General features: G+C 64.4%; 5 protein-coding genes. 4 read left to right on the top strand and 1 reads right to left on the bottom strand.

The window, feature by feature from the left end; genetic code table 11:
* Positions 1 to 575 precede the first annotated feature (575 nt).
* Positions 576 to 1910, bottom strand: coding sequence for an oxygen-independent coproporphyrinogen III oxidase (gene hemN, locus ACWGS9_RS32455; protein ID WP_454509065.1), 1335 nt, complete (start codon positions 1908 to 1910; stop codon positions 576 to 578).
* Positions 1911 to 2790: 880 nt separating this feature from the next.
* Between hemN and ACWGS9_RS32450 the strand changes: the two genes are divergently transcribed.
* From ACWGS9_RS32450 to ACWGS9_RS32435, 4 genes are read left to right on the top strand one after another with little or no spacing between them, the layout of a single operon-like run.
* Entirely contained in the window at positions 2791 to 4272 is a 1482-nt protein-coding gene (locus ACWGS9_RS32450) for a TIGR02677 family protein (protein ID WP_454509064.1), read from the top strand.
* Entirely contained in the window at positions 4269 to 5561 is a 1293-nt protein-coding gene (locus ACWGS9_RS32445; protein ID WP_454509063.1) for a TIGR02678 family protein, read from the top strand. The genes ACWGS9_RS32450 and ACWGS9_RS32445 overlap by 4 nt, the downstream gene beginning before the upstream one ends.
* A complete protein-coding gene (locus ACWGS9_RS32440; protein WP_454509062.1) occupies positions 5558 to 9733 on the top strand; it encodes a TIGR02680 family protein in 4176 nt (1391 codons plus the stop codon). Before ACWGS9_RS32445 ends, ACWGS9_RS32440 begins: the two co-directional genes overlap by 4 nt.
* Positions 9730 to 11007 (top strand): TIGR02679 family protein, encoded by a 1278-nt coding sequence (locus ACWGS9_RS32435; protein ID WP_454509061.1) that lies wholly within the window; start codon positions 9730 to 9732, stop codon positions 11005 to 11007. The genes ACWGS9_RS32440 and ACWGS9_RS32435 overlap by 4 nt, the downstream gene beginning before the upstream one ends.
* Positions 11008 to 12927: the final 1920 nt, after the last annotated feature.

Below are 12927 nucleotides of genomic sequence, written 5' to 3'. Positions count from 1 at the left end.
TCGCGGCGGGCTGACCTCGAGACGGTCGGGAACCGCCTCGATGACATGGAAATTTCTATCATCGTTCATAGACGCAGGCATGGAAGTTGACACCGTGAGCTCCTCACCCCCTTCGTTTCGGTGTCTCTATGTCTGGCCAATCCCTTCAAACGGCGCCAGATGGGGTCCCCTCTACGCTTACGGAGAATCCGCCCACACCTGCAACGCCGATCCTCCCGCTTCACCTGCGACCGGCTCTGCTGGCAGGGGTCGTCATCGTCGAGCGTGCAGGGCCGGAGATGCTCCGAATTCCGCGTGGTCACATGATGGGTGACAACACGGTCAGATTCACTGACTCCGCCGAGAACACGATAACATGATAGCCCGAGCGCGCAGGTTTAGAGTTAATTTGAGAATCTGACGATCAAGATTCTCACAATTAAATGCCAATCCTGAACCAAACTGACGCATTCATACAATTAAGTGCCAAGCGACACGTCCTGCCGCGCGCTGATGAACTTTGATCAGATACGGATCGCCAACAAAAGCCTGCAAACCCACTGAGATACTCAATCGAAGGAAGACGATCTCGCCGGCTAACAGCGTGAGCGATCGAGATACGCATCGAATGCAGCAGCAACAGCGCGCACCACAAAGCGGTGCTCCTGCCTCACGCGGATGCAACCGTTTTCGATGTCCACTATCCCGTCGTTGGCGAGCATCGCCAAACGTCCAGCTGAATTTAGAAGAGGGATCGGATCAAATCCGTGGGCGGCACAGATCGCCGGCACGTCGGCCTCCAAATCGCACATCAGCCTCTCGATGATTGCCGCTCGGACCCGGTCTTCGTCGGTGAGACGGTAGCCCTTTGAAGTCGCCAGGCGACCAGCTTTGATGTGACGGCTGTAGGAGCTGGTCGCAACTTCGTTCTGCACATAACCATCGCCGAGACGGCCCATGGCCGAGGCACCGAAGCCGATCAGAGTTTTGCGAGTGTCGGCCGAATAGCCCAAGGAGTTACGCCGTAAGCGACCAGCTTCCTGCACCAGCGTGAGCCGGTCATCCGGCAAGGCGAAATGGTCAAGCCCAATCTGGCGGTAGCCTGCCGCAACCAGCGTCTCCGCCACGGCCGCAGCCTGTTCCGCGCGGGCAGCGATGTCCGGCAGCGCTGCCTCGTCGATCAGGCGCTGGTTTTTCTTGAACGACGGAACGTGCGCGTAGCCAAATACGGCAAGCCGGTCGGGGCGCATGGCGACCACCTCCGCCGCGGTCCGGACGCAAGACTGCACTGTCTGATTGGGAAGACCGTAGACAAGGTCGAAATTGATGCTGCTTACTCCGTGCCGGCGCAAGTTTTCGACAGCAGTTGCGGTCTGCTCCTCACTCTGGAGCCGATTGATTGCTTTTTGAACAATGGGATCGAAGCTCTGCACGCCGAGGCTTGCGCGGGCCACGCCGGCTGCCCCGAGGGCTTCGGCCATCTCGGCCGTGAACGTGCGCGGGTCGATCTCAATGGCGATCATCGCCGTTCTCGTGAACGCGAAACAGTGGCGCAAGAGCTCCATTAGGGCGAGGAACTCCGTAGGTCCGATGAGGGTCGGCGTTCCGCCGCCCAAGTGCACGTCGCTCACGGGCAGAGCCTGCGTTGCTTGCTCCGCGACCAATCGGATCTCCTCACGCAGAACCGCCAGATAATCGAGGATCGGCGCATCCCGCCGAGTGACAGTGGTGGGGAAGCCGCAATACCAGCACATTGAGCGGCAGAACGGAATATGGAGATAGAGCGACACGGGCTCGCCAGCCGGCAGGCCCCTCAGCCATTCCTCACAAGCCTGGGCGCCGATCTCTGGGGAGAACTGCGGAGCAGCCGGATAGATGGTGTACCAAGGCGGGCCAGCCTCGGCATATTTTGTCAGGATTGAGTTCTGCAATGATCGCTGTTCCTTCCTCAGATCAGCATTGTCCTAGCCGCTGCGCTCCACGGTGTCTTTGCGCTAGGTCAATCAGCTTAGCCGGAAATCTGAACTTGATCGCGGGAGCGGCGGCTCTCTCGACCTTGGACAGCCCCCGTCGCCGCCGAAGACGCACACCACAGTGGCGGGCCTATTCGCAGGCCGCAACCGCCGTTTAGCGGCTCGGCGGAAGCGGGCATCGCGGTTGCCTGGTGGATGCCGAGCTGTCGCCGGGACCTTCCTCTGGCCCCACTTGGTCACTGGGAGCTGTGCAAGCCATTCCTGATGCATACTGTTGGAAACAAGGCCGGGGCGTTGCCATTTTGAACCCTTGCTGCGCTATGTTCTTTGCAGGGCACTCGAAAACAGGGCTCGAGGGAGAGGTTCGACGTGCACTGACGATGGACGATATCGTGGTGTCTGGGGCACGGCGTAATCGTGGACGACCCTGTCACCCTTTTACCTTGACCCGAACAAGACTCGCCTTTCCGGGCACCAGACACTGTCTCACACCCGCATGATGTCGAAGAAGATCCTGATCGACTGCGCGACTTCCGGAGTGCGATAAGCAACCCGTCCGAGTTCCTACGCGATGACGTGACCGGGGAAACCGCCGATTGGATCAGCCGGATCGCAAGCTTGCTCCCGGCCTTGACGTTCGCCCCCGCGGAACCCGGCCGGCGAGAGCGTAGAAGGTAACATTAGTTCAAAGTTGAAGTTACGATAGGCGCATGTGCTCAACGATCAACACGCCGTCTTGACGGGACGCGAGAACAAAGCGAAATCATTTCGAAGTGGGTTGGGGATGCAGAGATTGCCTAAGCACATTGCGGATGACCCGGCGGATCTATTTCGTCACGTGAGCGCCGAGAAGGCTGCATTCTACCGCTGCATCATGGACGTCTTCGCAGCGGCAAAGCGGCAATATCGCTTGCAATTGCGGCCCGACGAAGTGCTCGCCGAGGCCCGGTGGCCGAATGGACCGCCCCGCACCGAGGAGGTCAACGCGGTGCTCGCCCAGCTTGCGGAATGGGGCAATCTCGAATCGCATCCGGACACCGCGCGGGTTTCCAGCCTCAGCGACTTCTATCGCGCGCGCTTTCTCTACCGTCTCTCGCAGGGTGGCGAGGCGGTGGAATCGGCGCTGGCGGTGTTCGTGCAGACATTGCAGCGCCGTGCCGAATTGCAGACGGTGGCGCTCGAAGACATAGCGAGCCGGCTGCTGGCGCTTGAAGCTCTGGCTGGCGAGGCCGAGCCTGACGTGGCCAAGATCCATGAGACATTGCGGGATCTGGTGCGCGTCTTCGAGGGTCTGGCCGAAAACGCGCAGGCATTCATGGCGGGCGTCGCGCGCAGCATCGAGTTGCAGCAAGCCGACGCTGGGGCGGTCGCAAACTACAAGAAACGACTGATTGACTATCTGGAGCGCTTCATGGGCGATCTGGTACGCCGCTCCGACACGATCGCGCGCCTTATCCTCGCCCTGGAGCCTGGGGTGGACGCCCTTTTGGGGCAGGTGGCCGAGCGCGAATCGCGAGACGCGGCTCCCGGCAATGCGCAGGATCAGGCCGATGCGCGAGACCGTTACCTGCAAAGCTGGGAGGAACGCTGGAAAGGGCTACGCGGCTGGTTTCTCAGCACCGGCCACGAGCCGCCGCAAGCCGAACTGCTGCGGGCGCGGGCACGCTCGGCGATCCCGCAACTGCTGGCCGCGATCGCCGCGCTCAACGAGCGCCGCAGCGGCCGCAGCGATCGTTCGGCCGACTTCCGCACGCTCGCCGACTGGTTCGCCGATTGTGCCGACGATGGCGAGGCGCACCGGCTGGCGCGGGCTGCCTTCGCCCTTAATCCGGCACGGCACTTCTCGCTCAACGCCGATGCCGACGCCGAACTGCCGGCCAGCACCTCCTGGGCCGACGCCGAGCCGCTCAGGATCCATCCGCGCCTGCGCGAATATGGCGAGGCCGCCCCGCGCGGACCGTTGCCGCGGGTGCGGGACCGCGCCGAAGAGCGCGCGTTTCTGAAGCAACAGCTCGCCGAGGAATCGCTACAGGTCGAGGCGGCGCGCAAGCGCCTCGCCACCGGCCAGACCGCGCGTCTTTCGGACCTGGGCGAACTCGACACGCCTGCCTTCGGCCTGTTCCTGGGGCTTCTCGGAGAAGCGTTGAGCGAACAGGCAGGACCGGAGGTGCCCGTGGAACGGCAGACAGGCGACGGCTTGCTGCATATTCACCTGAAGCCGCTTGCCGCCGACAGTTATGCCAGGATCGATACGCCGCGAGGCGTGTTTGCCGGGCGCGACCACCTGATCACCATCACCCCCCTGCGAGGCGGCTTGTGAAAGCGGCGCGCGACATTTCCGGGGACAGCCGCAGCATCAGCCAGCAGCAACAGCGCTTCCAGCGCGAAGAGTTTCGTGCCTGTCTGCGCGCCCTGCTGATGACGCCATTGATGAGCCCCGTGCATGAGGATTTTGCCGCCGTGCGCCGCCAGGCCGAAGCGTTGCGGGAGTGGTTTTCGCGCGAGACGGGCTGGATTTTGCAGGTCGAGCGTGAGGGGGCGCGCCTCTACAAGCGTCCCGGAACCGTGAGCGACACCATGCGCGGCCTGCCCGGCTACGATCGCCGCCGCTACGTATTGCTGTGTCTCGCCTGCGCGGTGCTCGAGCGCGCCGACCCGCAGATCACGCTGCGCCTGCTGGGCGAGAGGCTGCTGGATCTCGCCGCCGAGCCGGGGCTCGACTTCACCTTCACCCTTGAGGCCCAGCACGAGCGGCGCGAGCTCGTATCGGTATGCCGCACCTTGCTCGGCCTGGGAGTGCTGCACCGTGTGGCCGGCGACGAGGAAACATTCGTGCAGGCCGGAGGCGAACAGGCCGACGCACTCTACGACGTGCAGCGACGCATGCTGGCCGGTATGCTTGCAGCCGTACGAGGCCCGTCGACATGGGCGCCGGAAGAGACCCCTAGCACGCTGGAAGAACGGCTGCGTGCGCTGGTTGATGGGCATGTAGCGGACAGCGAAGAAGGCCGGCGCACGGCCCTGCGCCACCAGCTCGCGCGGCGGCTCCTCGACGACCCGGTGGTCTATATCCAGACGTTGGATCCAGAAGCCAGGGCCTATTTCCTCAATCAGCGCGGGACCATGGCCGCCCGCCTGTGCGACGCCGCCGGCCTCGTCGCGGAGCAACGCGCCGAGGGGCTTGCGCTGGTCGACGAGGCGGGACTACTGACCGACGTCGCCATGCCCGCCGAAGGCACCGACGCGCACGTGACGCTGCTTGTAGCCGAGCATCTGGCCGCAGGCCAACGGCAGCAAAAATCGAATGGCGCCGACGTAGCGCCGGAACCCGTCCGGGGCATCCGGGAACACGATATTGCCGATTTCCTGCGCGAAGCCAGAACAAGCTACGGTCGCTACTGGCGCAAATCGGCGCGCGAGCCGGGCGCCGAACGCGAACTCGCCGCCATCGCGATCGAACGACTGGAAAAGCTGCAGCTCGCATTGTTGAAAGACGGCACCGTCTATCCGCTCCCCGCGCTCGCCCGCTTCGCGTTGGGCGAGGCGCGAATCCGTGAAACCCGGGACGGTCCGGCCATTGCCGCCGGTCCCCTGTTCGGACTGACATGAACGACGGCCTCATCCTGACCGCCGCACAGCCGGGAAAGCCCGTTTTGCCGGTGCCGATGCGGGAACGCTGGCAGCCCCTGCGGCTCGGCCTGGTCGAGCTGTTTCACTACGACAGCGAGGAATTCTGGTTCCGCGACGGCCATCTGCTGTTGCGCGGCAACAACGGCACCGGCAAGTCCAAAGTGCTGTCGCTAACGCTGCCGCTCCTTCTCGACGCGCAGCTCAAGTCCTCGCGCGTCGAGCCCGACGGGGACGGCGGCAAGAAGATGGCCTGGAACCTGCTGATGAACAACTACCCCCGGCGCATGGGCTATGCGTGGATCGAGTTCGGCCGCATCGCCGAAGACGGTGCGCCGCGCTATCTGTCGCTCGGCGTCGGCCTGTCGGCGACGGCTGCCCGTCCGCAGGTCGACAGCTGGTTCTTCCTGATCGAGGACGCGCACGACGCGCCGCGCATCAACCAAGATTTGTGGCTGACGAGCGCCCAACGGGTGGTGCTGACCAGGGAACGTCTACGCGATGCCCTCGAAGGTCGCGGCCAGCTGTTCGAGACCGCCGCTAGCTACCGCCGTGCCGTCGACGAGCGGCTGTTCCATCTCGGCCCCAGGCGCTACGAGGCATTGATGGATACGCTGATCCAGCTTCGCCAGCCGCAGCTCTCCAGAAAGCCCGACGAAACCGCCCTCTCGAATGCGCTGACCGAGGCTTTGCCACCGCTTGCGCCCGAACTGCTCGGCGACGTCGCCGAGGCGCTCGGCCAGTTGGAAGAGGACCGCCGCCAGCTCGAAGAGTATCAGGCGTTGGCCAAGGCGGTCGGCCACTTCGAAGAGCGGTATCGCGTCTATGCCGGCACACAGACCCGCCGCCAGGCTCGGCTGCTGCGGCAGGCCCAGACCGAGTTCGACAATGCCAGCCGGGCGCGCGGCGAAGCCCAGACCCGGTTCGATGAAGCACAGACGCGCGAAGCGCTCGCGCAGAACGCTCATGACGATGCCGAGATCGCTCTCACGCGCGGACGTGCACGGCTCGACACCTTGCGCTCCGACCCGACGATGCAGGACGCCAACCGTCTGGAAAGCGCCGAAAGGGATGCGGCAGCGCGGCGGCAAGCGATGGACAAGGCCGCCCCGGCTCTCAAGGAAGGAGACCGGCGGCTCGGGCTCAGCATCGAGGAAACCGGGCGCACCGCACGCCGCATGGAGCACGCGGAACGCGCATTGACCGAACTGCGCCGAGAAAGCGTGTGCCACGCCGATGCGGCGGGCATTGCTGGCCAGCACGCCGAAAACCCGCTCGCCGCATTCGAGGTTCCCGCACTGGTCGAGCTGACGCCGAACGCCTTCGACAAGGCATGCGCCGGGCTTCGCAGCCTCGTTGCCAGCCGGCGCGAGCAGATCGCCTTGCTGCGCCGCCGCCAAGCCGAAGTCGATGAGGCCAAGGCGAACTATGCGCGGCGGCGCGAAATCCAGGACGAACGGCGTCTCGAGGCCAACGAAGCTGCCGAGCGCCGCACGCAAGCCGATGCCGAAGTCGACCGGCAGGGCCGGAGCCTGGTGGAAAGCTGGGATCGCCATTTCATCGGGTTGAAGCAGCTGCAAGTCGATCCCGACGACAGATCCGCATCCCTGACTGGCCTCGCGGAATGGGCGGTGGCGTTGCAAGGCGATAACCCTGCCCGACACCTCCTGCAGTCGGCGCATCAAACGGCCAGGTTCTCGCTGACCGAACGCCTCGTGACGCTCGACGGCCGGCGCCAGGCGCTGGAGACCGAGCGCGAGGCCCTGGAAGACGAAGACAGGCGCCTGCAGGCCGGCGACGATATCGCGCCGGGCCTGCCCCACACGCGCGAGGCATCCGGCCGGGAAGCCCGTCAGGGTGCGCCATTTTGGCAGGTGGTGGACTTTCGCGATAAGGCGACGGCCGCGCAGCGCGCCGGTCTCGAAGCGGCGCTCGAAGCCGCCGGGTTGCTCGATGCCTGGATATCGCCCGACGGCCGCCTCCAGGCCGGCGACGACGGCGTGCTGTTGTACGATACGCAGGTGCTGGAACGACCAAGCCGTTCACCGTCGCTTGCCGACTGGCTGCATGCCACCGTGCCGGCCGGCTGCAATGTGCCGGATGACATCGTCGAGCGAGCGCTGTCCGGTATCGCCTGCGCGGACGACGACATTGTCGACAGCGAAGCCTGGATCGCTACGGACGGTCGCTTCCGGCTCGGCGCCCTGTCCGGCGCCTGGGGCAAGCCGGAGGCGGTCTTCATCGGACATGCCGCCCGCGCCGCGGCCCGCGCGCGGCGGCTGGCCGAGATTGCGGAGCGCGTGGTGCAGCTTTCAGCCGAACTGGCGGCAGCGCAAGCCATGGCCGCGCGGCTCGCGCTGGATCGCGACCAGGCCGACGATGAATTGCGGCGGGCGCCGGCCGACGAAGTGCTGCGCAGCGCCCATCTGGCGGCCGCAGCCTCTACCCGCGAAGCCCGACTTGCCGGTGAAAAGCTGGCCGAAGCCGACATAAAGTGCCGCGAGGCTGAACAGGCGCTCAAGACCGTTCGCGACCAGCTCGCGGCGGACGCCGGGGACCTGCGCCTGCCGGAACCGCCCGACGCACTGCCCGCCGTCGAGACCGCGCTAGAGCATTATCGCGATGCGCAGGTCCGGCTCGGGCAAGCCGCCCACGAGATGCGTCTGGCGCTGCCCGAGTGGCAACGGCAGCGCGCCCGCGAGGATGAGGCGCGCGGCGACGTGCGGCAGCGCGAGGAAGACCTCGCCGCGGCCCGTATCGAAGCCGAGGACGCCTCCGCCCGGCTCGATGTGCTGCGCGAAACGGTGGGCGCCAAGGTGGAGGAGCTGCAGCGGCAGTTGGCCGACGCCCGCCGTGCGGTCGAAGCTGGCGAGACTGTGCGAAAGCGCGCCGATGAGGCGCTGCGCAATGCGGGCGAGACGCGAGCTGTCGCCGGCCAGCAGGCGGAGACCGCGAATACGGTCTTGCAGCAGCGCGGCGAGGCGCGCGCCCAGGCGATCAGCAGATTGCAGCAGTTCGCAGGCACCGGCCTCTTGTCGGCAGCACTGCCGCAAGTCGACCTGCCCGATATGGACAACCCGTGGACGATCGATCCGGCGCTCACGCTGGCCCGGAAAGCGGAACAGGAACTGTCCGGCCTCAAGGACGACGACGAGGCATGGGCACGCGTGCAACGGCAGATATCCGAGGAGCTCACCGAATTGCAGCGCGCGCTGGGCGCGCTCGGCCACCAGGTCCAGGGCGATCATAATGACTGGGGCTTAGGCGTGAACATTATCTATCAGAACCGGCGCGAACGGCCGGATCGCCTCACCATGCACCTCGCCGAAGAGATCGTCCAGCGCGGCGAACTGCTCACCGCCAATGAACGGGCCGTTCTGGAGAACCATCTGCAGGCTGAGATCGCCTCGGAAATCCAGCGGCTGCTGCAGGCCGCCGAACGGCAGGTCGACGCCATCAACCAGGAACTGCACAAGCGTCCTACCTCCACCGGCGTGCGCTACCGGTTGGTATGGCAGCCGCTGGCCGAAGAGGAAGGCGCGCCCATCGGCCTTGACGTGGCTCACAAGCGGCTGCTCAACACCAGCGCTGACCTCTGGTCGGCGGACGACCGCAGCGTTGTCGGCGCCATGCTGCAGCAGCGCATCTCCGCCGAGCGGGAGCGCGCCGATTCGATCGGCGGAAAGGATGGCGGCACCCTGCTCGACCAGCTCGCCCGCGCGCTCGACTATCGCCATTGGCATCGCTTCCGCGTCGAACGCTGGCAGCAGGGGCATTGGGGCAAGCTTTCCGGCCCGGCGTCGAGCGGCGAACGGGCGCTTGGCCTCACCGTGCCACTGTTCGCCGCGGTCGCCAGCTTCTACAATCAGGGCAGCTATGCGCTCGCCCCGCGGCTGATGTTGCTCGACGAAGCGTTCGCCGGTATCGACGATACCGCGCGTGCGCACTGCATGGGGTTGATCCGCAGGTTCGATCTCGACTTCGTCATCACCAGTGAGCGCGAGTGGGCCTGTTATGCCGAGCTGCCCGGCGTCGCCATATGCCAGTTGCAGCGGCGCGAAGGCATCGACGCCGTGTTCGTGTCGCGGTGGACCTGGGACGGACGTCAGAAGACGCTGGAGGCCGATCCCGATCGCCGATTTGCGCCGGCATGAGCGACAAGGCCGATGCCCGCCTTCAGCGCCTGCTTGGCGGCGACCACCTCGCTTCTCTGCGCAGGCGGCTGCGCCAACGCTTCGAGCGCGCGCCGCTCGACACCGTCGACCACATTCGCATCAGCGAACTCGGCGCGGAGGAACACGCGGCGCTGGCCTCCCTGCTCGGCCTCCCGCAGCGCCGCTCGAAATCTTTGCGGATCGACGTTCGCAGCGTCGATACCGCTTTGCAGCACGCCGGCATCGCCCCTTCCTTGCGCGACGCTCTGGAAAAGCTCGACGGCCCCATCCTGCATCTCGCCGGGACTCGCTTGCGGATGCAGGCATTTTGGAGCGGCGTGATCGACGGCTGCGGCGATCCCCGCCTGGCTGGCTTGCTGCGGACGCCGACGGGCATCGGCCTCATCAAGCGGCTCGCCCGGCAGGATCCGGAAGCGGCGGCGCAGCTTTGTCGTCGCGCCGAAGAAGTGCTGCGGCATCTGCCTGCAAACGGCATCACGCGCTCGCAGCTCGCCGCCGACGTGCTGGGAGACGCGCATGCGCTCGACAATGGCCGGGCAGCGGCGGCGCTCGTGCTGGCAGTCTGGCGTCTGGCGACCTCGCCGGTTGCCAATGCAGGCGACGACACGCAGCTGGAGTTGAAAGACCAGCTCGATGGGGACTTGGCCGGCGGCGCTGAGCGGGTGCGCGACATTTGGGCCAGCGCAGGCGTTCTGGTCAACGAACTGGCGCGTCCGGCGCTCTTCCTCAACCTGCCGGTACGCAAGGCCGAAAGCAACCGCTGGCCCGCGGGAGAGCCGGCCTTCGCATCGCTGCGGTCGTTGCTGCGCTCGCCGCTTCCATGGGATGTGGCGGACCGCAAAGTGTATGTGTGCGAAAATCCCAACCTGCTCGCCATCGCCGCGGATCGGCTGGGCGCCGGCTGCGCGCCCCTGGTCTGCACCGACGGCATGCCAGCCGCCGCACAACGATGCCTCCTGTCCCAGTTGGCGCAAGCCGAGGCACGGCTCTGCTATCACGGCGATTTCGACTGGCCCGGATTGCGCATCGGCAACCACGTCGTGCGTAGCCACGGCGCACAGCCATGGCGTTTCGGCGCCGCTGACTATCTTGCCGCCGTCCGGCAGGCACCGAGCCCAACCCACTCGCTCGCAGGGAACCCGGTTGAAGCATCATGGGATGGGGCGCTAACGCTCGCCATGCAAGAACGGCGCGTGGCCATCGCCGAGGAGGCTGTGGCCGCCTCGTTGTTGCAGGATCTCGATCACCGATAAAAGCTGCCTCTTCAAAGAAGAACGCCTTTTCAGCGCCGCCCATCGTAAAGACACCTGCCTTTGGGGATCAGACATAGCCGACAGGCTCGTGCACTCACACGAATGCATCAACCTTTAGCTGCCCAATTTCTGGTCCTCCCCTTCGTCGTCGCCAGCGAACGCCGGCATGATGTTTACCGAGAGCAGCTTGTCCTTGCTTAGCAGGCGGCGGCTTCGATCGCCTGGCAGACCGCGCGGCGTGTCAAGGCCAAAGTCCTGCAGGCCCCTCGCCGTGACGTAAGTGAACCGCGCCAAGCAGCGCAGTCCCCAAGCAAGATATCTTGGGAACGAAGCGAACCTATAAGATCGTTGCTGACCAAGACTGGCAGCCTTAGGCGCTCGGTGGGTCCCGCCGATTTACACGCCAAAGTACGCCAATTAGCTACGCGATGCCGATGGTGCTTTACGTCCACCGGCAGCTTCTCCAAGCTGCTGGAAAGGAGCAAAGGCGAGCCGCGTCCGCATCCTGATGATGCCCTATCAGGATGACGACGACAAAGACCGAATCAGGTATTCTGGTTCAGCCACCGTGCTGGCCTATATTGGGGCGTGTGATCCGAAGAACGGTATCAGTCGCTTCGATGACTGCCATTTCTGAGTCCGTCGGCTCGACCTCCGATTTTCGTTCCAGACTGCCTCATATGACTTTTGAAGCCCACAGCATAACATCCGCCAGGGGTGCTTCCCGTTGCCGGCAGAGTATGTTGCTGCGCTTGAGGCGCTTGCCATCGCAAGCGTGACCTCCCCTCGATTGCTCTCTCTGTTTAGAAGTGCCGCCATAGCCCTTCGTTGCGAGGCACCATTTTTTCACGCACCAGACGCTTGACGTCAGGCTGTCGTCAAGAAGGTCCGCTAATCGGTTTCTGCCGCCGCTGTGCTGTTGCATGACCCAACCGGCCTTTGTGCGGCACGCCCTGCTCGCGTACTTCCTCCCCGCGGGCAGGGCGCCATTCCTGGCGGTGCTCGCCGAAACGCAAGCGTTTGCTGGGCTACCTTTGCTAGAATAAGCTTTTTGCCCGAACCCTCTATGTTCCAGGGTGCGGACATTCAACTCACCGGCTACATCGATCAGCCATAAATCGACTTCGTTTCTCATATCGCGAAAGATTGGATGGAGCCCGGCTCGCGGCTAATCCTATGTACGGGTCAGCCGAGCTGGGAATATATCGATTCAAACGACCCGGGACTACAGTTTACGAATTTCTCTTCCTTTGAGCGCCTCGCCGATCTTGCCAGAATCAAGACTTCACGGACACCGGCTTCCACCGCTAACGCGTCCGAATGTGCAACGGGAGCCGAGCTGTAGCCGTCCAATCGATCAATCTGCTGAGCAGCGCAGGTGAAGAAATGCCCCGTACTGCCTTTTGTTTTTGGCGCTGCCATCGCTTGTGAATGCCGACGATATCGATCCAGGAAATAAAAAACGAAGGTGATACGGGGCCGCCGCCATTGCCAGCGCAGCTTGATGCGTCATCCAGACACTGCCACGGACGACGGATAGGTCAATATTATTGACCTCTCCTCTGCAATGATGGTCCCGATGCGATGGTGTAGGGCAGCGATCGATGAATCGATTTCGTCGCTACCGCGGTCAGCCAATCAACTGGGTATTGCTAGATAGAGGGCGAGCGGGATTTGAACCGCTCTTGTCTTCCTCACACCTCAAGAGTGAAGCAGCAGAGGCGTCGCTTGCGCTCTCAAGGGCCGCGCGACGCCGTGCCGCCATTCACCTGGGCGGGTCTAGTCAAGCAGTTGCTTCTGCCGGCGAAAGTGTCGTTTCGAAAATCCAAAATCAAAGCCTCGCCAGTCGGTTTTGCAGCGCCTGCCGATCGGCGACGAGGTTGTCGAGGTGCAGCGGCGCGTTGTCTGGGCGCTGCCCAT

This window comes from Mesorhizobium sp. Arg314 (assembly GCF_053714275.1).
The sequence above is the reverse complement of the archived record's forward strand: the minus strand, read 5'-3'. Positions and strand labels throughout refer to the sequence as shown.

What these genes read in the sequence shown, in the direction of transcription:
- ACWGS9_RS32440 (WP_454509062.1), top strand. Translation starts at nt 5,558, where the DNA reads ATGAACGACGGCCTCATCCTGACCGCCGCACAGCCGGGAAAGCCCGTT.
- ACWGS9_RS32435 (WP_454509061.1), top strand. Translation starts at nt 9,730, where the DNA reads ATGAGCGACAAGGCCGATGCCCGCCTTCAGCGCCTGCTTGGCGGCGAC.